This is a genomic window from Rhodococcus koreensis (assembly GCF_900105905.1).
Lineage (GTDB): Bacteria > Actinomycetota > Actinomycetes > Mycobacteriales > Mycobacteriaceae > Rhodococcus_F > Rhodococcus_F koreensis.
In genome coordinates this window covers 29,849-56,680 of sequence record NZ_FNSV01000002.1, presented here as the reverse complement: position 1 = coordinate 56,680, position 26,832 = coordinate 29,849, and the positions used below count along the sequence as shown (strand labels likewise).

Here is a 26,832-nt window from a genome sequence, read left to right as displayed (position 1 = left end):
GGGTCAGTGCGTGCCCAGATAGTCCTCGAGGACGGGCCCCACCACGGCCAGGACCTCGGGTTCGATCATCTGGTTGTGCTCGCACTCGATCTTGACTTCCCGGATGCCGCCGGTGACCGAATCGCGCCATTCCTCCGGTGAATGCTCGCCCGTCGCCGCCGACCCGGCGGCGGTGAAGAACAGCAGGTCCCCGTCGAACACCTGGGGCCGGAAGTTGTTCATGATCCGCGAGGAGTTCGTGAACCCGGCGCTGATCCGCTCGAGGTGCCGAGGAGTCAGTCCGGTCTTCTGCCCGAACGCGTCGTCCAGCAACTCGACCGCCCGCTCGTACGTGAGTTCCTCCCCGGACACGGACTCGAGGTCCAGCCCGAGACCGTGCAGCAACTCGGGCACGGTGAGGCTCTGCGGGCCCTGATCGGTCCCGTTCGCCACGTAGCTGTCCATGAGGGCGAGGGTGTCGACGGCCTCCCCCTCCCGCCGCAGTTCGACGGCCATGGCGTGCGCGATGACGCCGCCGAGCGACCAGCCCAACAGGTGGTACGGCCCGTGCGCCTGGACCTTGCGCATCTCCAGCACGTACTGGTGCGCCAGCTGCTCGATCGAGTCGACGGCCGGGCCGCCGCTGATGATCGGCAACTGCAGGCCGAACGCCGGACGGTCCTGCGAGAGGTGCTGCAGCAGTCCCGCATACCCCCATGACAGACCGATCCCGGGATGGATGCAGAACAGCGGCGGCTTCTCCCCCGTCGGGCGCAGAGGGATGACGACGCCGAGCGCCTCGTCCACCGGCGACCCGGCGGCGTTCTCGGTGTCGACCCGGAGCGCCAGTCCCGCGGGCGTCGGATCCAGGAACATGGACTGCAACGGGATCTGCCGTCCGAGGCGCTCCTGCAGCACCGTGATCACCCGGGTGGCGACGATCGAGTTACCACCGAGGTCGAAGAAGCTGTCGGCGGTGCCGACCCGGTCCACGCCCAGCACCTCGGCGAAGGCCTCGACGATGATCCGCTCGGTCGCCGTCGTCGGGGCCCGGAAGGCCGCGCCGGTGGTGCCGAACTCGGGCGCGGGCAGCGCCTTGCGGTCGAGCTTGCCGACCGGGGTCATCGGGATCTGGTCGAGAACCACCACCGCCGACGGGACCATGTGCGCGGGCAGGCGGTCGGACGCGTGGGTGCGCAGTTCCGCCGGCTCGAGGTCGTGGCCCTCGGCGGCCCGCACGTACGACGCGAGGAGCGTGTCGCCGGACGGACCGGTGTGACCGATGGTGGCCGCGAACGCGACCGCGGGGTGCCGGGCGAGGACGGCGTCGATCTCACCGAGTTCGATGCGGAAGCCGCGGACCTTCACCTGGAAGTCGGTGCGGCCGATGTACTCGATGGTGTGGTCGCCACGCCAGCGCACGACGTCGCCGGTCCGGTACATCCGGCGGCCGGGCTCCCCGTACGGGCTGGCGACGAACCGTTCCGAGGTGAGCGCCGACCTGTTGTGGTACCCGCGTGCCAGTCCGGGGCCGGTGATGTACAGCTCGCCGGGCACGCCGGCCGGGACGGGCTGCAGGCGTTCGTCGAGGACCAGCGAACCGAAGCCCAGTGCGGGGGCGCCGATGTTCACGACCCCGCCCGGACGCATCGGGGCGCTGACACTCGCCTGGATGGTCGTCTCGGTGGGCCCGTACCCGTTGTGCATGTTGCGGTGCTTGCCCCAGATCTCCACCAGTTCCGGCGGGCAGGCCTCGCCGGCCACCGCGAGGACCCGCAGCGACTCGAGCCCCACATCCTCGATGGACGACAGCGCGGTGGGCGTGATGAACGCGTGCGTGACCTCGTTGCGCCGGAACAGGTCCGCCAACTCGGCGCCACCGAAGACGGTGGGCGGCACGATCACGACCCGCGCCGAGGCGCCGAACGCCATCATCAGCTCGAAGATCGACGCGTCGAAGCTCGGGGACGCCAGATGCGAGACCCGCGAATCGTGCGTGACCTGGAACCGTTCGTGTTCCTCCGCGGTGAGGTTGGCCATGCCGCGGTGAGTGACGATGACCCCCTTCGGTTTCCCGGTCGACCCCGATGTGTAGATCAGGTACGCCGGGTGCGCCAGATGCAGCGGGATCGTGCGGTCGGCGTCGGTCACCGGCGCCGAGGACATGCCCGCGACCTGCTCGGCGAAAGTCTCGTCGTCGAGCACCAGCCACGGCACCGTGTCCGGGAGGTTGTCGCGCCTGCCGGCGACGGTCAGGCCGACCGAAGCCCGGCAGTCGGTGAGCATGTAGTCGATGCGGTCCCGCGGGTACGTCGGATCGACTGGCACGAACGCGGCACCCGACTTGGCCACCGACCAGATCGACACCACTTCCTCGATCGACCGCGGCATACCGATGGCCACGAACGTCTCCGGTCCGACACCCTGAGCGCACAGCACCCGCGCCAGCCGGTTGGACCATTCGTCGAGTTCCCGGTACGTGACCTGCCGATCCTCGAACGACAGTGCCACCGAGTCGGGGTCGAGGGCCGCGGCGGCCGTCAGCAGGTCCGGCCACACCTCGGGCCGCACGTCGGGCTTGCCGCGGGCCGGGACCATCTCGTCGATCTCCGCCTCGTCGAGCAGCGGGACGGTGCCGATCGGCCGGTCCGGGTCGGCGACGACGGCCGCGAGGACCCGCACGAACCGGTCCGCGATCGAACGCGCCGTGTCGGGGTCGAACAGGGAGACGGCGAAGTCCAGGCCGCCGGCGACACCCGCGGGCGCGCCGTCCTGGTCGAACCGCTCGGCCAGGATCACCTCGAGGTCTTCCTTCACCACCCGGGTCTCGAGGTCCACGTTCTCGACCCGCAGGTCCGGCAGTTCCAGCGTCGGGTTCTCGTTGTTCTGGAACTCGAGGGCCACCTGGAACAGCGGCGAGTACGACGTGGACCGGGTCGGGTTGAGTTCCTCGACGAGCCGCTCGAACGGCAGATCCGCGTGCTGGAACGCGGCCAGGTCGGATTCCCGGATCTGCTGCACCAGTTCGGTGAACGTCGCGGACGGATCGATCCGGTTCCGCAGGACAAGCGTGTTGACGAACATGCCGACCATCTCGTCGAGCGCCTCTTCACCGCGCCCGGCGACCGGGGTGCCGATGACCACGTCGTCGGTGCTGCCGAGCCGCGACAGCAGCACGGCCAGCGCGGCGTGGACGGCCATGAACATGGTGGCGTTGTTGGTCCGGGCCAGTGCTGTCAGCCGCTGATGGAGATCGGCGTCGATCGCGAACTCGACCCGATCACCCTCGAACGTCTGCTGGATCGGCCGCGGCCGATCGGTCGGCAACTGGATGACGTCCGGCAACCCGGCCAGCGTCTCCGACCAGAACCGCAACTGCCGGTTGATCATCGACTCGGGATCGTTCTCCGACCCGAGTCCGGCATGCTGCCACAGGGTGTAGTCGGCGTACTGCACGTGCAGCGGAGCCCACTGCGGGCCGTCGCCGTCGAGCCGCGACGTGTAGGCCACCATGACGTCGCGGGCGAGCGGCGCCAGGGAGAATCCGTCCGCGCAGATGTGGTGCACCACGATCGTCAGCACGTGATGGTCGGGCGCCGTCCGGAACAGGGCCGCCCGCACCGGGACGTCGGTGCTGACGTCGAATCCGCGGGACACCAGGTCCATGATGTGCCGCGGCAGGTCCGCCGCGTCCACCTCGACCGTGTCGACGTCCGGTTGGGCGTCGGCGGCGGCCAGGATCCGCTGGGTCGGTTCGTTGCCGACCGTCGGGAAGACGGTGCGCAGCGTCTCGTGCCGTTCGAGGACGTCGGCCATCGCCAGGCGCAGGGCGTCCTCGTCCAGGGTTCCGGTCAGCCGCACCGCCAGCGGAATGTTGTAGGCGGGTGAGGACGTGTCGAACTGGTTGAGGAACCACATCCGCTTCTGCGCCAGCGACAACGGGATCCGATCGGGGCGTTCGACCGGGGCGAGAGCGGGTCGGGCGCCGCCGCTCACGCTGTCGGCGACGCGTTCGGCCAGCGACCGAGCGTCGGGGGCCTCGAACAGCGCCCGCACACCGATGTCGGTGTCCAGGGCGTCCCGCAGCCGCGCGGTGACACGCGTCGCGACCAGCGAGTTGCCGCCGAGATCGAAGAAGTTGTCGTCGATGCCGATCCGTTCGAGACCGAGGACGTCGGTGAAGATGTCCACGATCTTGCGTTCGAGGTCGTTGGTCGGTGGCTGGAACTCCGCGGTGGTGACGTGGAACTCCGGCGCGGGCAGCGCCGACCGGTCCAGTTTGCCCACCGGGGTCAACGGGATCTCGTCGAGGAACATGATGCTCGTCGGCACCATGTGCGCGGGCAGCCGCGTCGACAGGTGCGCGGTCAGCTCGGCGGGGTCGACGCCCCCTTCCGTGACGGGCAGCAGGTACGTCACGAGCACCGTGTCCCCGGACGGGCCGGGGGCACCGAGGGTCGCGGCGAAGCCGACCCCGGGGAACGTGGCGATCTCGTTGTCGATCTCGCCGAGTTCGATGCGGAACCCGCGGATCTTCACCTGGAAGTCGCTGCGGCCCACGTACTCGACGGTGTGATCGGCGCGCCACCGGACGATGTCGCCGGTGCGGTACATCCGCTCCCCCGCCTCCCCGAACGGGTTGGCGACGAACCGCTGGCTGCTCAGTTCGGGGCGCCGGTGGTAGCCGCGGGCGAGACCCGCGCCGGTGATGTACAGCTCGCCGGGAACGCCGACAGGCACCGGCTGGAGCCGCGAATCGAGCACGAGTTCGCCGACGCCGCGGATCGGGCCGCCGAGGGTGATGGGGTCGCCCACCGTCATCGGGTCGCTGATGTTGGCCATCACCGTGGTCTCGGTGGGGCCGTACGCGTTGGACAACTGCCTGCCGGGCGCCCAGCGGGTCACCAGTTCTGGCGGGCACGCCTCGCCGCCGAACACCACGTGCTGGAACTCGTCGAGCCCCTCCGGGTCCACCGTCGACAGCGCCGCGGTGGTGACGAAGGCGTGGGTGACGTGTTCCGACCGGATCAGTTCGGCCAGTTCCGCTCCGCCGTACACCGTGGGCGGCGCGATGACCATGGTGGCGCCGACCCCGAACGCCTGCAGGTACTCGAACACCGACCCGTCGAAGCTCGGTGTCGAGAAGTGCAGTGTGCGGGACGTCTGCGCGGCCGCGAAGCGCTGCCGCTGGTCCTCGGCGAAGTTGTCGAGGCCCTCGTGGGTGACGACGACGCCCTTCGGCTTGCCCGTCGACCCGGAGGTGTAGACGATGTACGCCGCGTTGTCGAGGCTTATCGGCGACCGGCGGTCCGAATCTGCTACCGGCAGAGCCGGTTTCGCCTGGCACGCCTTCTCGAACTTGGGCGAGTCGAGCTGCAGCCACGGCACCGAGTCGGGCAGCGACTTCTCGTAGGCGGCCATGGTCAGCCCGATGGTCGCCCCCGAATCGGTCAGCATGTGCTCGATCCGGTCCATCGGGTAGTTCGGGTCGACCGGGACGAACGCGGCACCCGTCTTGGCCACCGCCCACACCGCCAGCACCGACTCGATCGACCGCGGAATGCCGAGCGCCACGAACGTCTCCGGGCCTGCGCCGCGGGAGATGAGAACCCGGGCGAGCTGGTTGGAGCGCTCGTTGAGTTCCCGGTAGGAGACGTTGCGGCCCTCGAACGTCAGAGCGGTACGGTTCGGATCCAGCGCCGCCGCGTCCTCGAAGATCTGCGGCAGCGTCCGGACGGAGAACCCGGGGCGGCCGCGCACCGGCGCGAACTCGGCGAGTTCGGCCTCGGTGAGCAGTTGCATGTGGGCCAGCGGGATCTCGGGCCGGTCGGCGAGGGCGTCGAGCACCCGCCGCAGCCGGTCCGCGATCTCGTCGACCGCGCTTTCCTCGAGGACCTCGGGGAGGTACTCGAACTTGAAGTTCAGCCGGGCGTCACCGGAGGCGACGACGGCCAGCGGGTAGTGCGCGGAGTCCTTGCCGTCGATGCCGAGGACGAACATCCCGGCGATGTCGGTCTGTTCGGTCAGCCCCGCCTCGTCCACCGGGTACGACTCGAACACGGTCAGCGTGTCGAATGCGCCGCCGCCGCCGACCGCCGACTGGATGTCGGTCAGCCCCACGTAGTGGTGGTCGAGCAGCGTGGCCTGTTCGCGCTGCACGCGTTCGAGCAACTCGCCCAGCGACTCCCACGGGTCGAGGGTGACCCGCACCGGGAGGGTGTTGATGAACAAACCGACCATCGACTCGATGCCCGCGATTTGCGGCGGCCTGCCGGACACTGTCCCGCCGAACACCACGTCGGAGCGGCCGACCAGGCCGCCCAGCACGATTCCCCACGCCGTCTGGACGACGGTGTTGAGGGTGAGCCCGCGTTCGCGGCTCAGGTCACGCAACCGGGTGGTGTGCTCCTCGGACAGCGTGAACGCGGTCTCCTCCGCCACGGCGGAATGCGCCTCACCCCGCTCCAGCGGGGCCAGCAGCGTCGGCTCCTCGACACCGTCGAGCGCGGCGCGCCAGGCGTCGAGGGAGTCCGTGGTGTCGTGGCGCTTCATCCACGACAGGTAGTCGCGGTAGGAATGGACCCGCGGCAGCAGGCTGCCGTCGGCGTCCAGGGCGTACAGCGTCAGCAGGTCGCGGATGACGAGCGGCGTCGACCAGCCGTCCAGCAGGATGTGATGGTTGGTCAGGATCAGCCGGTACTCGTCCCCGGTGAGCCGGACCAGGGCGAGGCGCAGCAACGGCGCGTCCGCCATGTCGAACTTCACCGACCGGTCGCCTGCCACGATCCGCTCGTATTCGCGGGCCGTCTCCTCGGGACCCAGGGCCGACAGGTCGAACTCCGACCACGGCAGTTCCACGTGCTGCTGGATGATCTGCGCGGAAGCGCCGGCACTGTCGTGGACGAACGCGGCCCGCAGGTTGGGGTGCCGGTCCAGCAGCGCCTGCCCCGCCCGGCGGAACCGGTCCGCGTTCACGTCGCCGCGCAGCTTCAGCGCCAACTGCACCAGGTACGGGTCGACCGAGGCGTCCGAGAACTGGGCGTGGAACAGCAGCCCCGACTGCAGCGGCGACAGCGACCAGATGTCCGACAGCGCCGGGAACCGGGACTCGAGCCGGTCGATGGCGTCCTGGTCGAGCGTCACCAGGTCCAGGTCGGACGGTGTCACACCGCCGGCGTCGGGCCGCGCGACGTGCTCGGTCAGCGCGGTCAGCGCCTGCACCCACAGGTCGGCGAGCGCACGCACCTCGGACGGGGTGAGGACCCCGGTCGGGAACGCCCACGTGGCCCGCAGCCGGTTGCCGTCGACCCCGGTACCGGTGACGGCGTTGATGTCGAGCGCCGACGCCACCGGGATGTCGGAGGCGGGGATGTCGTCGAGTTTGGTGTCCGTCACCGGGACCCAGGCGTGCCCGTGGATGTCGGTGGACGTCGCACCGCCCAACCGGCCCAGGTAGTTGAACGTGACCTGCGGCTTCGCGAGCGCCCGCAACCGGTCGGCGCTCTCCGGGTCCAGGTAGCGGAGCATGCCGTACCCGATGCCGTGGTCCGGGATGGCCAGCAGCTGTTCCTTGATCGCCTTGATCGCCGACCCGGCGGCCCGGCCACCGGCGAAGGCGTCGTCGAGGTCGATGCCCGACAGGTCCAGGCGCACCGGGAACATGGCCGTGAACCAGCCGGCGGTGCGGCCCAGATCGGCGCCCGGCAGCACCTGGTCCTCGCGGCCGTGGCCCTCGAGGCTCACCAGCGACTCGCGCGTGAAATCGCCGTGGGTGCGCCGCCACTGCGCCAGGGCCAGCGCCAGTGCGGTCAGCAGACCGTCGTTGACGCCGCCGTGGAACGCCTCGGGGACACGGGTCAGCAGAGCATCCGTGACGTCGGCGGGCACCTCCACGGTGACCTTCTCGACCGTTCCCGCCACGTCGATCGCGGCGTCGAGCGGACGCGATCCGATCAGCGGGTCGTCCGCCTCGAGCACCCGGCGCCACAGTTCGATCTCGGCGCCGCGTTCGCGGGTCGCGTCGACGAGTCCGTGCGACCACCGCCGCATCGACGTGCCGACCGGATCGAGTGCCGGTTCCTGACCCGCGGTGACCTGCGCCCACGCCGTCGCCAGGTCGGGGACCAGGATCCGCCACGACACGCCGTCGACGACCAGGTGGTGGGCCACGACCAGCAGCCGCCCGCCCTCGTCGCCGGCGTCGAACCACACCATCTGCAGCATGACCCCGGCCTCGGGGTCCAATCGTCCTGCGGCGGCGTCGAGTTCGTGGGTGGCGATCTCCGCGAACGCAGACCCGACCACCGACGCGACCTCGACCCGGTGCAGCACGTCGTCCACGTCGACGGCGCCCGTGGCCTGCACCTCGATCCGCCACTGCGGTGCGGCGCCGAGCAGACGCGCCCGCAGCATGTCGTGGTGATCGACGACGGCCGCGATCGTGCGCTTCAGCAGTGTCTCGTCGGCCGCGGCGGGCAGGGACAGCAGCGCGGTCTGGGTGTAGCGGCGGAAATCGCCGCCGCGTTCGAGCAGCCACGCGGTGATCGGGGTGACCGGCATCTCGCCGATCCCGCCGCCGGGCAGTTCGTCGAGGACCACCACGTCGGCGGCGCCCGCCCAGGACGCCGCCTCGGCGAGGGCGGCCACGGTCTTGGCCTCGAACACGTCCCGCGGGGTGAGGACCACCCCGGCGGCCTTTGCGCGCGCCACCAACTGGATCGACATGATGCTGTCGCCGCCGAGCGCGAAGAACGAATCGTCCACACCCACCGATTCCAGACCGAGCACCTCGGCGAACAGGCCGGCGAGGACGGTCTCCATCTCCGTCGCCGGGGCGCGGCCCGCCGACACCCGGGCCCCGAAGTCGGGTTCCGGCAGCGCGCGGCGGTCGAGCTTGCCGTTGCTCGTCAACGGCAGCGCGTCGAGCACCACGAGGGTGGCGGGCACCATGTACGAGGTGAGCTGGGTGCCGACGAACTCGAGGGCCGAGGACACCTCGACGGTGGCACCGGATTCGGGAACCACGTAGCCGATCAGCCGGTGGCCGCCGTGCCCGTCGTCGCGGGTGAGGACGACGGCCTGCGCGATGCCACGGTACCGGAGCAGCGCGGATTCGATCTCACCGAGTTCGATGCGGAACCCGCGGATCTTCACCTGGAAGTCGCTGCGGCCCAGGTATTCCAGCTGGCCGTCGGTGTTCCACCGGGCCAGGTCGCCGGTGCGGTACATCCGTGCCCCGGGACGGAGCGGGTCGGCCACGAACCGGGTGGAACTGAGCCCGGCCCGGCCCAGGTAGCCGCGGGTGACCTGGTCACCCGAGACGTACATCTCGCCGATGGTGCCCGGGGGCACCGGGTGCAGGCGCCGGTCCAGGACGTGCACGTGCAGCCCGGCGATGCCGCGGCCGATCACACTGGCCGACGCCGATTCCGCGAACGCACGGTCGAGCGCGAGGTAGCTGACGTGGACCGTCGTCTCGGTGATGCCGTACATGTTCACCAGGGTCGGGGCGGTGTCGTCGTGCCGTGAGTACCAGCGGCCGAGCTGACCGAGGTCGAGAGCCTCACCGCCGAAGATCACGTACCGCAGCGCCAGTGCCGCCGCGTTCACGTCGATCTCCGAGACGATGCGGTCGGTCTCGGCGAGCTGATAGAACGCGGTCGGGGTCTGGTTGAGGACGGTGACCTGTTCGTTGCGCAGGAGTTCGTGGAACATCTCCGGCGACCGTGCCGTGTAGTAGTCGACGACGACGAGCCGGCCGCCGTGCAGCAACGGACCCCACAGCTCCCACACCGAGAAGTCGAACGCGTACGAGTGGAACATCGTCCACACGTCGTTCTCGTCGAACCCGTACAGCGGCTGGGTGTTCGCGAACAGGGTCAGCACGTTGCGGTGCGAGACGACGACGCCCTTGGGGCGGCCCGTGGACCCGGACGTGTAGATGACGTACGCCACCGACGCGGCGTCGAGCGGGGTGACCCGGTCGGCGTCGGTGATCGTCGCCGGCGACTGCTGCGCGAGGTCCGCGGTGGTCTCCGGGTCGTCGAGCAGGATCACCGGCGTCTCCGAGTCGGGCAGGGCGGAGACGTCGCCGGTGGTGGTGATCACGCAGTTCGGTGCGGCGTCCTCGAACACGAACGCCAGCCGGTCCGCCGGGTAGGTGATGTCGACGGGCAGGTAGCCGCCGCCGGACTTGATCACGCCCAGCAGGGCGATGATCAGATCGCAGGTGCGCGGCAGTGCCACGGCCACCAGCGTTTCCGGGCCCACCCCCTGGGCGATGAGCAGCCGGGCCAGCCGGTTCGACCGAGCGTCGAGTTCCGCGTACGTCAGCGCCACGTCCTCCGACGTCACGGCCGTGGCGTCGGGGAACCGGGCCACGCTCTGCGCGAACCGGTCCGCGAGGGTGTCGGTGCCCGCCTCCACTCCGGCGGTGTTCCACACGGTCGCCATCGCCGACCGCTCGGCGGCGTCGGTGACCACGATGTCACCGACCGGGGCCTGCGGGTCGGCGGTGACGGCGGTGAGGATTCGCAGGAACCGGTCGGCGAACGTGCGGACGGTGCCGGCATCGAACAGGTCGGTGGCGTAGATGAACGACGCGGTGATCCCCGACGCCACCCCGTCCGCGTCGAATCCTTCCTCGACGCTGAGCTGCAGGTCGAACTTGGCGACCTCGAGGTCGAAATCGACGGCGGCCGCGGTGAGTTCGGGCAGCTCGAGGCGCGGTGTCTCGTTGTTCCGGAACTCGAGCAGCGCCTGGAACAGCGGCGAGTGCGCGGTGGAACGCTCCGGCGCGAGGACGTCGACGAGCCGCTCGAACGGCAGGTCCGAGTGGTGGAACGCGGCGAGGTCGGTGGCCCGCACCTGATCGATCAGGGCGCCGAAACCCGCCGCCGGGTCGACCGCGCTCCGCAGCACCAGGGTGTTGACGAACATGCCGACCATGTCGTCGAGTGCGGCGTCACCGCGACCCGCGATGGGGGTTCCCACCGCGATGTCCTCGGTGGACGACAGCGCGGACAGCAGCACCGACAGGGCCGCGTGCACGGCCATGAACATGGTGGAGTTGTGTTTGCGCGCCAGCGCGGACAGCGCCCGGTGCACGTCCGCCGGAATCGTGAAGTCGACCTGCGCACCCCGGAACGACTGCTGGACCGGGCGCGCCCGGTCGGTCGGCAGCTGCAGGAGTTCGGGCAGGTCGGCCAGCTGATCCGTCCAGTACCGGAGCTGCTGGGAGATCAGCGACTCGGAGTCGCTCTCGTCGCCGAGCAGTTGCAGCTGCCACAGCGTGTAGTCGGCGTACTGCACCGACAGCGGGTTCCACTGCGGTGCGCTTCCCGCGATGCGGGCGGCGTACGCGGTCATGACGTCCCGGGCGAGCGGGGTGAGCGAGAAGCCGTCGGCGCAGATGTGGTGCACCACGATGACGAGCACGTGATCGTCGGGGGCGAGTGCGAACAGCGCCGACCGCATCGGCACGTCGGCCGTGACGTCGAAACCGGCGGTCGCGAGACCGGCGATGTGCTCGCGGAGTTCGGCCTCGGACACCTCGGTGATCTCGAGGTTCGGTGTCCACTGGCCGGGTGAGAGCACCACCTGGGTCGGTTCACCGTCGTGGGACGGGAAGACGGTCCGCAACGACTCGTGCCGGACGAACACGTCCGTCACCGCCGCGCGCAGCGATTCGACGTCCAAGTGACCGGTCAGCCGCACGGCGAGCGGGATGTTGTAGGCCGCCGACGACGTGTCGAACTGGTTGAGGAACCACATCCGCTTCTGCGCCAGCGACACCGGCACGTGCGCGGGCTGCGCCATCGGGCCGAGCGGCAGCCGCACGTGGTCGCCGTCGTGTGCCGGGGCGAAGGCCGTCGATTCGATCAGGCGGGCCAGCTGGTGGATCGTCGGCGCCTCGAACAGGGTGCGGACGCCGATGTCGGTGTCGAGTTCTGCGGTCAGGCGTGCGGCGACCCGGGTCGCGATCAGCGAGTTGCCGCCGATGTCGAAGAAGTTGTCGTCGATGCCGACCCGTTCGATGCCCAGGACCGTGGTGATGACGTCGGCGATCGTGTGTTCGAGGACCGTCGACGGCGGCCGGAAGGCGTCCGACGTGGGCAGGAACTGCGGTTCCGGCAGCGCCGACCGATCGAGCTTGCCGACCGGGGTGAGCGGGATCTCGTCGAGGATCATGATGCTCGACGGGACCATGTGCGCGGGCAGCAGATTCGCCGTCCACTCCTTCAGCTCCGGCGGTTCGAGCACCGACTCGGCCTCCGGCAGCACATAGGAGACGAGCACGGTGTCGCCGGCGGGACCGGGGCGGCCGAGGGTGACGGCGAACGCGACGGACGGGTGCCCGGCGAGTGCGCTGTCGATGTCGCCGAGTTCGATGCGGAAGCCGCGGATCTTGACCTGGAAGTCGGTGCGGCCCAGGTATTCGACCGTGTGGTCGGGCCGCCACCGCGCGAGGTCGCCGGTGCGGTACATCCGGTCGCCCACGTCGCCGTACGGGTTGGCGACGAACCGCTCGCTGGTCAGCCCGGCACGGGCGTGGTAGCCGCGGGCCAGGCCCTCACCGGAGATGTAGAGTTCGCCGGCGACGCCGACGGAGACCGGTTGCAGCCGGGAGTCGAGGATCACCTCGGACACGCCGCGGACGGGGGCGCCGATGGTGACGGTCTCCCCCACCTGCAGGTGATCGCTGAGGTTGCTCATGATGGTGGTCTCGGTGGGGCCGTAGCCGTTGTACAGCGTGCGCCCCGGTGCCCAGCGGGTCACCAGTTCCGGCGGGACGGCTTCGCCGCCGGCGACCACGTTCTGGAACACCTCGAGACCCTCGGGGTCCACGGAGGCCAGCGCCGCGGGGGTGACGAACCCGTGGGTGACACCCTCGGCCCGGATCAGCTCCGCGAGTTCCTCACCGCCGTACACGGACGGGGGCACGATCACCATGGTCGCGCCGACGGCGAACGACAGCAGGTATTCGAGGACCGAGGCGTCGAAGCTCGGCGAGGAGAAGTGCAGGGCCCGAGACGCCGAATCCGTCGCGTAGCGGGTGCGCTGCTCCTCGGCGAAGTTGTCGAGACCGCGGTGGCTGACCACCACACCCTTCGGCTTGCCGGTGGACCCGGACGTGTAGATGACGTACGCCGGGTGCGCGAAGCGCAGCGGCACGACGCGTTCGTCGTCGGTCACGGTGTCGGTGGACATCGCCGCGACGGCGGCTTCGGTCTCGGCATCGTCGAGGGTCAGCCACGCCACCGCGGCGGGCAGCCGGTCGCGATCGGCGGCCACCCGCACGCCGAACGTGCACCCGGAGTCGGTGACCATGTGCTCGACCCGCTCCCGCGGGTAGGTCGGGTCGACCGGAACGAACGCGGCGCCGGTCTTGGTGATCGACCACACGGCGAGCACCGATTCGATGGACCGTGAGATGCCCAGGGCCACGATGTCTTCCGGGCCGACGCCGCGGCCGATGAGCAGCCGCGCGAGCTGGTTGGACCGTTCGTCGAGTTCCCGGTAGGACATCCGGCGGTCGCCGAACACCAGTGCGGTCGCGTCGCCCGACGCGGCGGCCGTCTCGGCGAACATCTGCGGCAGTGTGCGCACGGACCGGCCAGGCCTGCCGCGGGCCGGAACCAGTTCCGCTTCCTCGGCGTCGGTGAGCAGGCGCAGCTGCGCCAACTTCATCCCGGGGTGCTCGGCGAGCGCGATCAGCGCGCGGACGATCCGGTCGCCGATCCGCTCGACCGCGGCCCGGTCGAACAGATCCTCGACGTATTCGAGTTTCAGTTGCAGATTTTCGTGTGCCGAGGCGATCAGGGCGAGCGGGTAGTGCGCGGCGTTCGCGCTGTCGTGCACGTCGACGACGTGCATGCCGGCGATGTCGGTCTGCTCGGTCAGTCCCTCCCGGTCGACGGGGTAGGACTCGAACACGGTCAGCGTGTCGAAGCCGGCGCCCGGACCGGCCACCGACTGGATGTCGGTCAATCCGACGTAGTGGTGATCGAGCAGTGCGGCCTGCTCGCCCTGGATGCGTTCGAGCAGCTCCCCCAGCGTTTCCCGCGGGTCGAGGGTCACCCGTACCGGGAGCGTGTTGATGAACAGACCGACCATCGACTCGATACCCGCGATCTGCGGGGGCCGACCCGACACCGTCCCGCCGAAGACGACGTCGGAGCGGCCGACGAGGCCGCCCAGCACGATTCCCCACGCGGTGCGGATCAGGGTGCTGAGGGTCAGGCCGTGTTCGCGTGCGAGCACACTGAGCTGATCGGTGCGGTCGACGTCGAGTTCGACGACCAGTTCACTGGACTGCGTGTCGCTCTGGGCCGAGGCGTCGGCCGGGGCGAGCAGCGTCGGCTCCTCCACCCCGGCGAGGGCGCGCTGCCACACCCCGAGGGAGTCCTCGGTGCTGCGGTGCGACATCCACGCGAGGTAGTCGCGGTACGGGTGCACCCGCGGCAGCGCCGTGGCGTCCCCCTCCGTGGCGTACAGGGTCAGGAGGTCGCGGATCAGCAGCGGCATCGACCAGCCGTCGAGCAGGATGTGGTGATTGGTGATGATCAGGCGCTGCTCGTCCGCACCGACCTGGATCAGCATGAACCGCAGCAGCGGCGGGGTGGCCATGTCGAACCCGCGGCGGCGGTCGGTGTCGAGGAGTTCCCGGACCTCGGCTTCGCGGCTCTCCTCGTCGAGTGCGGACAGGTCGATCTCCGTCCACGGCAGTTCCGCGTATCCGTGGACCGCCTGGACGGGGGTGCCGCCCTCGTCGTAGACGAACGACGCCCGCAGGTTCGCGTGCCGGTCGAGCAGGGCCTGCCCGGCCACCCGAAGGCGGGACGACACGGCGCCGCGCAGTTCGAGTGTCACCTGCACCGTGTACGAGTCGATCGACTCGTCGGCCAGCAACGCGTGGAACAGCAGTCCGGACTGCAGCGGCGACAGCGACCAGATGTCGGACAGCGCCGGGAAGCGCGACTCGATGCGGTCGATGGCGTCCTGGTCGAGGCTGACCAGTTCGAGGTCGGACGGGGTCACACCGCCGGCGTCGGGGCGGGCCGCGTACGTCGTGAGCGCGGTCAGTGCCCGGACCCACAGTTCGGCGAGTTCGCGCACCTCGGCGACGGTGAGGACGCCGGCCGCGTACGCCCAGGTGGCGCGCAGCTGAGGCCGGTCGTCGACCTCGGTGGTGACGGCGTTGACGTCGATGGCCGAGGTGACCGGGGTGTCGAGGTCCTGCGCCCGGTCCATGTCGACTTCACCGGTCGGCGTCCAGCCGGCGCGGGTGGCCGCCTCGGACAGGTCGGCGGCGAAGCGTCCCAGGTAGTTGAAGCTGATCTGCGGCAGCGACCGGGCCGCGAGCAGCGGTGCGGTGTCGGCGTTGAGGTACCGCAGCATGCCGTAACCCATGCCGTGGTCCGGGATGGCCAGCAACTGTTCCTTGATCGCCTTGATCGCCGACCCGGCGGCCCGGCCGCCGTCGAACGCGTCGTCGAGGTCGATGCCCGACAGGTCGAGCCGCACCGGGAACATGGCCGTGAACCAGCCGACCGTGCGGCCCAGATCGGCGCCCGGCACGACCTGGTCCTCACGGCCGTGGCCCTCGAGGCTCACCAGGGTTCCGTCGACGGACCGTCCGTGCAGAGTGTGGCCGCGGGTGCGCCGCCACTGGGTGACCGCCATCGCCAGCGCGGTGAGCAGTCCGTCGTTGACGCTGCCGTGGATCGCTTCCGGCAGGGCCGTGAGGACGGCCTCGCTGACCTCGGCGGGCAACTGCACCGTGACCCGGCCGACGGTCGCATTGACGTCGACGTCGGGGTCGAGCGGACGGCTGCCGACGAGCGGGTCCTCGCAGTCGAGGATGCGCTGCCACAGATCCAGTTCGCCCGCCCGGTTCGCCGCCTCGTCGACCAGTCCGTGCGCCCACCGGCGCATGGACGTGCCGACCTGGTCGAGGACCGGTTCCTGGCCTGCCGAGATCTGCGCCCACGCGGTCGCGAGGTCGGGGACGAGGATGCGCCACGACACACCGTCGACGACGAGGTGATGCGCGACCACGAGCAGGCGGCCGCCGGACTCCCCGGCGTCGAACCACACCACCTGCATCATGACCCCGGCCGCCGGATCGAGCCGGTCCAGCGCGGCGTCGAGTTCCGCGATCACGGTGGCCGCGAACGCCGGTGTTCCCGGGGCGGCGGACACCGCGACCCGGCGGATCAGGTCCTGCGCGTCCACCGCACCGATCGGGCGGACGGCGAGATGCGATTCGTCGGCGGAGACCATCAGCTGCGCGCGCAGCATGTCGTGCCGGTCGAGGACGGCCTGAAACGTGCCGATCAGCGGTTCGAGTTCGCGCAGGTTCGGCGGCGCGGTCAGCAGCGCGGACTGCGACATCCGGTTGAACTCGCCGCCCCGTTCGAGCAGCCACTTCGTGATCGGGGTGGTCGGCATGTCGCCGACTCCGCCGCCGGGCAGTTCGTCGAGGACGACGACGTCGGCGGCGCCCACCCACGACGCCACCGCCGCGAGACCGGCGACAGTCTTGGCCTCGAACACGTCCCGCGGGGTCAGCACGACGCCCGCGGCCTTCGCGCGGGCCACCAGCTGGATCGACATGATGCTGTCGCCGCCGAGCGCGAAGAACGAGTCCTCGACACCGGCGGATTCCAGACCGAGCACCTCGGCGAACAGTGTCGAGAGCACCTCTTCCATCTCCGACACCGGCGCGCGGCCGGTCGACACCCGGGCCCCGAAGTCGGGTTCGGGCAGCGCGCGGCGATCCAGCTTGCCTGCCGGGGTGAGCGGCAACTCGTCGAGGACGATCAGCGCGGACGGCACCATGTACGGCGCGAGGAACCCGCCGACGAAATCGAGGACGGCCTCCGGGTCGAGTTCCGCGCCCGCCGTGGGGACGAGGTAGCCGACGAGCCGGTTGGCGCCGGTGCTGCCCTTGTGCGCGGACACCACCGAGCGGGCGACGCCCGGGTAGCGGGTGAGGGCGTTCTCGATCTCGCCGAGTTCGATGCGGAACCCCCGGATCTTCACCTGGAAGTCGCTGCGGCCCAGGTACTCGAGCTGGCCGTCGGTGTTCCAGCGGGCCAGGTCGCCGGTCCGGTACATGCGGGCACCGAGGCCGCCGTACGGGTTGGCGACGAACCGCTCCGCCGTGGTGCCCGCCCGGTCCTTGTAGCCGCGGGCCAGACCGGAACCGGTGACGTACAGTTCTCCGGTCACCCCGTTGGGCACCGGGTGCAGGCGGGAATCGAGCACCATCTCGCCGGTGCCCATGGGCGGACGGCCGATGGTGACGCCCTCACCGGGCAGCATGGGTCCGGTCACGCTCGACACGACCGTCGCCTCGGTGGGTCCGTAGGCGTTGAACATCCGCCTGCCGCCGGTCACCCACTGCGCCACCAGCTCCGGCGGGCACACGTCACCACCGGTGGCGACGCACTCGAGCTGGTCGAGGCCCGCGGGGTCCACGGATGCCATGGCCGCCGGGGTGATGAACGCGTGCGTGACCCGGCCCTCGCGGAGCACGTCGGCGAGTTCGGCGCCGCCGATGACGGAGGCCGGGGCGATCACCATGGTCGCGCCGGATCCGACCGCCAGCAGCAGTTCCAGGATCGAGGCGTCGAAGCTCGGCGACGAGAAATGCAGGGTCCGCGACCGCGGGGTGACCCCGAACCGGACGCGTTCGTCGGTGGCGAAGTTCGCCAGGCCGCGATGGGTGACGACGACCCCCTTCGGGGTGCCGGTGGACCCGGACGTGTAGATCAGGTAGGCCGGGTTCTCCAGCTCCAGCGGGTGTGTCCGGTCGGCGTCGGTGACGACGGCGGCAGAGTGCGCACTCACCTGGTCGTCGAAGCCGGGTGCGTCGACCACGACGTACGGGGTGCAGTCCGGCAGGGTGGGTCGGAACTCGGCGACGGTGAGCGCGAGCGCCGCACCGGAGTCGCTGAGCATGTGGACGATCCGGTCGGTCGGGTAGTTCGGGTCGACCGGCACGAACGCGGCGCCGGTCTTGGCGACCGCCCACAGCGACAGCACCGACTCGGGCGAACGTGCCATCGCCAGCGCGACCACCGATTCGGGGCCGATGCCCCGCCCGATCAGCAGGCGGGCGAGACGGTTCGACCGTTCGTCGAGCTCCCGGTACGTCACCTCGCTGCCCTCGTAGGACAGTGCGGCCGCCTTCGGGTCCACGGACGCCGCCGACGCGAGCAGTTCGGGCAAGGTCCGCGGTTCGGCGTCGGGACCGTCCATCACCGGGGTGAGCGCCGCACGCTCGGACGCCACCATCAGGTCGATGTCGCCGACCGCGATGCCCGGCTCGGACGTCACCGCGTCGAAGATCCGCTGCAGGTAGTCGGCGAAACCGGCGATCGTGGACGCGTCGAACAGACTCGACGCGTACGTGAATGCCGCGGAGATCCCGGCGGGCTCCCCCGACACCCCGAATTCTTCGGTCAGTGTGAGCTGCAGGTCGAAGTTGGAGATGTCGGTGGCCAGGTCGAGGCCGGTGACGGTCAACCCGGGCAGCTCCAGCCGCGGCCGCTCGTTGTTGCGGAACTCGAGCACCACCTGGAACAGCGGCGAATGCGACGTCGCGCGTTCCGGCGAGATCGCATCGACCAGCCGCTCGAACGGCAGATCCGCGTGGTGGAACGCGTTCAGGTCGGTGTCGCGGACCGTGGACAGCAGGTCGGTGAACGTGCCGGACGGCTCGACCGGGGTGCGCAGCACCAGGGTGTTGACGAACATGCCGACCATGTCGTCCAGGGCGGCGTCGCCGCGGCCGGCGATCGGGGTGCCCACCGTCACGTCGTCCGTGTCGCCCAACCGGGCCAGCAACACGGCCAGCGCGGCGTGGACAGCCATGAACACACTCGAATTGTGTTCGCGGGCGGTCGTGATCAACCGGCTGTGGATCTGCGGGTCGATGCTGAAGGGGTGGATGCCGCCGCGCATCGACTGCTGCGTCGGGCGCGGGTGGTCCGTCGGCAGCGCGAGCAGTTCCGGAAGCCCGGCGAGCGTGTGCGTCCAGTAGTCGAGCTGGGCGGCGAGCAGGCTGTCCGGGTCGTCGGCGTTGCCGAGTACCCGGTGCTGCCACAGCGCGAAGTCGGCGTACTGCACCGGCAGCGGCGTCCAGTCCGGTGCCTGGCCCCCGGTGCGGGCCGCGTAGGCGGTCATCACGTCCCGCGCGAGCGGGGCCATGGAGAAGCCGTCGGCGCTGATGTGGTGGACGACGATGACGAGAACGTGTTCGCCGGGATCCGTGCGGAACAGGGCTGCGCGCACCGGCACCGACACCGTGACGTCGAATCCGGCGCCCGCCAGCCGCGAAATATGCTCGGGCAGTTGCTCTTCCGTCGAATCGATCGGCGACAGATCCGGCACCACGTCCTCGGTCGGCAGGATCACCTGGAGGGGTTCGCCCTCCACCATCGGGAACCGGGTGCGCAGCGACTCGTGCCGGTCCATCACGTCGGCGACGGCGTCCTGCATCGCGTCCTCGTCGAGGTCGCCGGTCAGCCGCACCGCGAGCGCGATGTTGTAGGCCGGCGAATCGAGGTCGAACTGGTTGATGAACCACATGCGCTTCTGCGCCAGCGAGACCGGCAGGTGGTCGGGGCGCACCCCGGCCACCAGCGGCGGACGTTCGGCGCCCTGCACGGCCTCGGACTCGATCCGGGTGGCCAGCGTCGCGACGGTCGGGGCGTCGAAGATCTCCCGGACCCCGATCCGGCTGCCGAGCGCGGCGTTGACCCGCGCAACCAGCCGGGTGGCCACCAGCGAGTTGCCGCCGAGGTCGAAGAAGCTGTCGTACACGCCGATGCGGGGTGCGTCGAGCAGGTCCGCGAAGATCGACGCGAGGATCTCCTCGATCGGGTTGCGCGGCGTGACGAATTCCGCTGACGGGCTGAGGAACTCCGGCTCGGGCAGCGCGCCGCGATCCAGCTTTCCGGTGGCGCCGAGCGGGAACCGGTCGAGCACGATGATGCGGGTCGGCACCATGTAGGCGGGCAGCGCCTCCGCCGCCGCGTCGCGCACGACCGCGGTGTCGATGTCGGCGCCCGCCACGGGGATCACGTAGCCGACGAGGCTTTCGCCGGTGGCCTCGCTGCGGTGGACCGTGACGACGGCCTGCGCCACCGACGGGTGCGCCAGCACGGCCGCCTCCACCTCGCCGAGTTCGATGCGCTGTCCGCGGAGCTTGACCTGGAAGTCGCGGCGGCCGATGTATTCGATGTTGCCGTCGGCCCGCCAGCGGACCACGTCGCCGGTGCGGTACATCCGCTGTCCCGGTGCGCCGAACGGATTCGCCACGAACCGGTCCGACGTCAGGTCACTGCGACCGACGTAACCGCGGGCCAGCTGAACGCCCGCCAGATACAGCTCGCCGTGCACCCCGACCGGCACCGGATGCAGCCGGGAGTCGAGGACGTACAACTGCGTGTTCCACACGGGTGCGCCGATCGGAACCGAGGCCCGGTCGCCTTCCGTGCACTCCCAGAAGGTGACGTCCACGGCGGCCTCGGTCGGGCCGTACAGGTTGTGCAGCGCCGCGGATCCGAATTCGCGGAAACTGTCGGCAGTGGCCGGCGGGAGGGCCTCACCACTGCAGAACACCTGGCGCAGCGAACCGCACAGTTCCGGTTCGGCGCCCGCCGTGAACACGGCGAGCATCGACGGCACGAAGTGCATGGTGGTGACCTGGTGGTCGGCGATGATGTGGGACAGGTACGTCGGGTCCCGGTGACCGTCCGGCGCGGCGAGGACGAGTCGCGCACCGACCTCGAGGGGCCAGAACAGTTCCCACACGGACACGTCGAACGTGACCGGCGTCTTCTGCAGCACCACGTCCGTGTGATCCATCCGGTACGTGTCCTGCATCCACAGCAGCCGGTTCGCGATCGCCCGGTGACTGACGGCGACGCCCTTGGGCCTGCCCGTCGACCCGGACGTGTAGATCACGTAGGCGGTCGAATCGGGGTGGATCGGACCGCCCCGCTCCGCGTCGGTGATCGGGGTGCTGGGCCGCCGGGACAGGTTCAGGGTGTCGATCTCGATCACAGCGGCGTCCGCGCTGTCGACGCCCTCGCACCGATCGCGGGAGGCGGTGAGAACGCAGGCGGGTTCGGCGCTCTCGATCACGTACGCGATCCGCGACGCCGGATGGTCGGGGTCGAGCGGCACGTACGCGGCCCCGGTCTTCTCCACCGCATAGATCGCGATCATCAGTTCCAGGGAACGGCGCAGCGCGACGGCCACCCGGGATTCGGGTCCGACGCCGCGGGCGAGGAGTTCGCGGGCCAGCCGGTTGGCGCGGGCGTCGAACTCCGCGTAGAGCAGTTCCTCTTCGGCGAACACCACGGCCACGGCGTCCGGGGTGCGGGCCACCTGCGACTCGAACAGGCTGACCAGGGTCGCCGGGTCCGGGACGGGAACGTCGGTGGCGATCCACTGCTCGAGCATCCGGTGCGTCTCGTCCGCGCCGATCAGGTCGAGGTCGCCGACTTTCGCGTCCGACCCGGCGGTGATGGTCTCGAGAAGGGTGACGAACCGTGCGGCCAGCGCCGTCATCGTCGGCGGGTCGAACAGTTCCGACGCGTAGGAGAACTGGACGTCGATCGCGCCCGGGGCGCCGGAGTCCTCGATGTGCTCGGTGAGGATGACCTGGAGATCGAACTTGGCGGCACCGGTCTCGAGTGCCTCGACCTCCACGTCGAGTCCGGGCAGCTCGAGCCTGGTGTTCGCGAATCCCTGCAGCACCAGCATCACCTGGAACAGCGGTGAATGTGCTTCGGAGCGCGTCGGTTTCAGTTCGTCCACGAGCCGCTCGTAGGGCAGATCGGTGTTGCTGAACGCCTCCAGATCCACGGAGCGGGTGTGCGAGAGGATCTCGGGGAAGCTGCGATCGGGGTCGACGGTGGTGCGCAGGACCACGGTGTTGACGAACATGCCGACGACGTCGTCGAGTTGCCGTTCTCCCCGGCCGGAGACCGGGGATCCGATCGACACGTCGGCCGACCCGGACGACCGGGACAGCAGGACCGCGAGCGCCGCGTGCACCACCATGAACAGGCTGGCGTCGTTCGCGCCCGCGATGTCGAGCAGCGCGGTGTGGATGCGTGCCGGAATCGTGAAGTCGGCGGTGGCGCCGATCATCGACTGCCGGGCCGGGCGCGGGCGATCCGTCGGCAGATCCATGACCTCGGGGGCACCGTCGAGGGTGCGGGCCCAGAACGCCAGCTGCCGGGACAGCAGACTCGTCGGATCGTCGGAGGATCCCAGCAGTTCGCGCTGCCACACCGCGAAATCGGCGTACTGCACCTCCAGCGGCGCCCACTGCGGGGCCTCGCCGGCGGCGCGGGCGTGGTAGGCCACCATCACGTCCCGGGTCAGCGGCGTCATCGACAGGCCGTCGGCGGCGATGTGGTGCACCACGAACACCAGCACGTGGTCCTCGGTCGCCGTCCGGTAGAGTTCCGCCCGGATCGGCGGTTCCACGGTGACGTCGAATCCGGTTGCGGCGTCGGCGATCAGGCGGGATTCGAGTTCGCTCTCGGCGACCTCGACTGCGTCGAGGTGCGGGCTCACCTCCGCGACCGGCAGCACTACCTGGATCGGACCGTTGGGGGTGTTCGGGAACACGGTCCGCAGCGATTCGTGGCGGGTGAGGACATCGCTCACCGCGGTCCGCAACGCCTCCACGTCGAGCGTGCCGCGCAGCCGGATGCCGACGGGAATGTTGTACGCGGGAGATCCGGTGTCCAACTGGTTGATGAACCACATCCGCTGCTGCGCCAGCGACACCTGCACCGGGCCGGATCCGGGCCGCGGCGCGAGCACGGGGCGGGCGGAGGTGCGGGGCCCGGCGGCGTCGACGCGGGCGCTGAGCAACGCGACGCTGGGCGCCTCGAACAGATCCAGCACCCCGATCTCCGTGCCGAGGGCAGTGTTCACCCGGGACACCACGCGGGTCGCGACGAGGGAGTCGCCACCGAGGTCGAAGAAGCTGTCGTCGACGCCGATGCGCTCGACTCCGAGCAGCGTCGCGAACACCTCCGCGATCTGCATCTCGGTCGGGGTCACCGGCGCCCGGTAGACGGTGGACGTCGCCTCGAACTGTGGTTCCGGCAACGCCTTCCGGTCGAGCTTGCCCGCCGGGGTCAGCGGGACCTCGAGGAGCTCCATCACCCTGGCGGGCACCATGTGCGCGGGCAGCGCGGCGGCGGCGTGTTCGAGGATGTCGCCGACGACGATCTGCGCGCCGTCCACGGGCAGCACGTACGTCACCAGTGCCGTGTCGCCGGACGGTGCGGTGCGGCCGACGGTGGTCGCGAACGCCACGCTCGGGTGCGAGCGGACGACGGCGTCGATCTCGCCGAGTTCGATGCGGAATCCGCGGATCTTCACCTGGAAGTCGGTGCGGCCGAGGTACTCCAGCTGTCCGGCGGCGTTCCACCGGGCCAGGTCGCCGGTGCGGTACATCCGCTCACCGGGTGTCCCGTGCGGGTCGGCGACGAACCGCTCGGCCGTCGGGACCGACCGGTTGTGGTACCCGCGTGCCACACCGTCGCCGGTGATGTACAGCTCGCCGGGCACCCCGGCGGGGACGGGGTGCAACCGCGAATCGAGCACCAGCAGACCGCAACCGCGGGACGGGCGGCCGATCGTCACCGGTTCGCCGACCGTCAGCGGTCCCGCGACGCTCGCGACGACGGTGGCCTCGGTGGGACCGTAGGCGTTGAACATGACGCGACCCGGCGCCCACTGCTGCACCAGCGCAGGAGGACAGCTCTCACCACCGGTGACGACGCACCGGATGTGGTCGAGTCCGGTGGGATCGACGGATGCCAGCGCGGCCGGCGTCACGAACGCGTGCGTCACCCGTTCGCGGCGCAACAGGTCGGCGAGTTCGGTACCGCCGTACACCGTCGACGGTGCCACCACCATCGTGGCGCCTGCGCCCACGGCGAGAAGCAGTTCCAGGATCGACGCGTCGAAACTCGGGGAGGAGAAGTGCAGGGTGCGCGACTCGGCGGTGACGTCGAACCGCTGCCGCTCGTCCTCGGCGAAGTTCGCCAGACCGACATGGGTGACGACCACACCCTTGGGAGTACCGGTGGAGCCGGACGTGTAGATCAGGTAGGCCGGATCCGCCGTCCGCAACGGCCGGAGGCGGTCGGCGTCGGTGATCGCGCCGGCGGCGTGCTGTTCCGTCTCCCGCCCGAACGACGCGTCGTCCATCACCAGCCACGGCGTGATCGCCGGCAGCGACGAGCGGTGCGCTATGGCGGTGAGACCGACGACCGCACCGGAATCGGTGAGCATGTGCTCGATGCGGTCGGCCGGGTAGTTCGGGTCGACCGGGACGAACGCGGCCCCGGACTTCGCGACCGCCCAGGTGGCCAGCACCGATTCGATCGAGCGCGCGATCGCCAGCGCCACAACCGAACCCGGCCCCACCCCGTGCCCGATCAGCATGCGGGCGAGTCGGTTCGACTGCTCGTCGAGTTCGGCGTAGGTCAGGGTGCGCCCCTCGTAGACGAGGGCGTCCCCGTCGCCGCCCGCCGCGACGGCACCGGCGAGCAGTGCGGGAAGCGTGCGGGGCTCCACCGCGGGCTCGTCGCGCACCGGTGCGAGTTCCGCGTACTCGGCCGGTTCGAGGAGGTCGACGTCCCCGATCGGCGCGGCCGGATCCGCCGTCACCGACTGCAGTATGCGGACGAAGCGGGCGGCGATTGCCTCCGCGCTGTCGCGGTCCCACACGTCCTTCGCGTACCGCAGCCGGCCGTTGATGCCGCCGGTCTCCGATTCGGTGAGGGAGAACACGAGATCCAGCCCCAGGGCTCGGTGTTCACGCTGGATCGGGCTGACCGTCACGGTCCCCGAGGAGTCGTGCGGATGGCCGCCGTCGGTGAACTCGAGCATCACCTGGAACAGCGGCGTGTGCGACGGGTCGGGTTCGGCCACCACGGCAGCGACGAGATCGTCGAACGGCAGCGCCGCGTGCGAGAACGCGGCCCGGTCGGCGTCCCGGACCCGGCTCAGGTGGTCGACGAACGACGACGCCCCGTCCACCTGCGACCGCAGGACCGCCTTGTTGAAGAACGCTCCGGCTTCCGGGTCTTCGGAGTCGGTCGTGTCGCGCCCGACGATCGGTGTTCCGACCACGACGTCGTCGGTGTCACCCAGCCGGCCCAGCAACACGGCCAGCGCGGCATGCAGCGCGGTGAAGATCCCGGTGCCCGCCTCCTCGGCCAGCAGTGCCGCGCGGTGCTGCACGCCGGCGTCGACGGCGAACCCGACGACCTCGCCCGCGCCGGCCCGCTCAGCCGGGCGCGGCCGGTCCAGCGGCAGCGCCGTCACCTCGGGCAGGCCCGCCAGCTCCCGCTTCCAGAACTCGAGCTGGGACTCCCGTTCGAGGAACCGCGCGCCGAGGCGCGCGCTCTCGGCATGGATGTCGGCGGTCCGCGCCTGCGGCTCCGCGGTGACGAATTCTTCGACCAGTTCCACGAACCGGCGGTGGTGCGCGCGCAGCTCCTCCGCGCCGTACCGGTTGGGGTTGCCGCGGAAATCGAGCAGTGTCTGGCCGTCGCCGCTCTGATAGATGTTGACCAGCAAGTCGTCCACCGGACCCGACGTCACGATGTGGTACTCGCCGTTGACGGAGCCCAGCGTGAACGCCTGGTGGAACAGCATGACATTCACCATCGGGCCGGCGAGACCCTCCGCGGTCCCCGCGAGTCCGGCGTCGCGGCGGATGTCCTCGAGGCTGCACCGCTGATGACGCAGCGCACCCATCAGTTCGAGCTGCGTCCGCTGGACGAGTTCGGTCACCGTGTCCTCGGGGCGGACGGTGATCCGCAGCGGCGCGACGTTCACGAGCATGCCGCCGGACCGCTGCAGCGGCGCCGTGGTGCGCGCCGACACCGGCAGGTTGATGAGCACGTCCCGCCTGCCCGTCATGCGGGACAGATAGCAGGCGAACCCCGCGAGCAGGACGGCCGCCGACGTGGCACCGACCCGCTGATCCGACTCGCCGAGGAAACCCAGCGCGGATTCGGAGATCTTCGCGCTCTCGAGCCTGCTCTTCGCCGCCGCGGGGGCGTCGTGGGTGGCGAGCGTCGACCCGTGCTCGATGCCGACTATCCGTTCGGCCCAGTACAACCGGTCGTTCTCGAACCGGGTCGACTTCCGGTACTTCTGGTCGAGTGCGTACAGCTCGCGCAGGTCCAGCGCACGGTTCGGTTCCGGTTCGGTGCCCTCGATCGCCGCCGTGTACAGCGCCGCGATCCGGTTCACCATGGTCATGCCGCTGTACCCGTCGAGGGCGACGTGATGAATCCTGGTGTACCACAGGTAGTGCTGCTCACCGACCTGCAGGACGTTCATCTCGACGAGCCGGTCCCGGGTCAACCGCAGAGGTGTCGCGTAGTCCTCGTCGATCCACGCCTGCGCGGCGGACATCGGCTCGTCCTCGCCGCGGAAGTCGAGGAACCCGATCGACGGGTCGATCGTGAAATCGACCGCCTGATAGGGCTCCCCGTCGACGTCGAGCAGACGCAGGAACGGCGACTGGAACTCCTGACCGGCCCGCACTGCGGCATCGCTCAGCAGGTCCAGGTCGATCTCGCCCCGCAACTCGATGTACTGCGCGATGAACTTGGGGACCGTGGGGCTCAGTTGTTGGGCAAACCACATGCTCCGTTGCACCGAGGAGAGCGGGAAGGCCCCTTCGGGAACGTTCACATCTTCGGCGCCGTTATTCGGCTGCGGCGAATTCACACTCGTCATCTCGTTCCCCCAGCGGGTAGAAGACCTTGGATGCGCAAGTCCTGC

1 protein-coding gene is annotated in these 26,832 nt (G+C 70.2%); it reads right to left on the bottom strand.

The genetic code is table 11. The features are described from left to right. Positions 1-3: 3 nt before the first annotated feature. The gene (locus BLV94_RS00990) at positions 4-26,787 is read right to left on the bottom strand and encodes a non-ribosomal peptide synthase/polyketide synthase (protein WP_072946211.1); all 26,784 of its coding nucleotides are present in this window, start codon (positions 26,785-26,787) and stop codon (positions 4-6) included. Positions 26,788-26,832 lie beyond the last annotated feature (45 nt).

Coding starts and splice junctions, on each gene's coding strand:
- BLV94_RS00990 (WP_072946211.1), bottom strand. CDS start 26,787: ATGACGAGTGTGAATTCGCCGCAGCCGAATAACGGCGCCGAAGATGTG.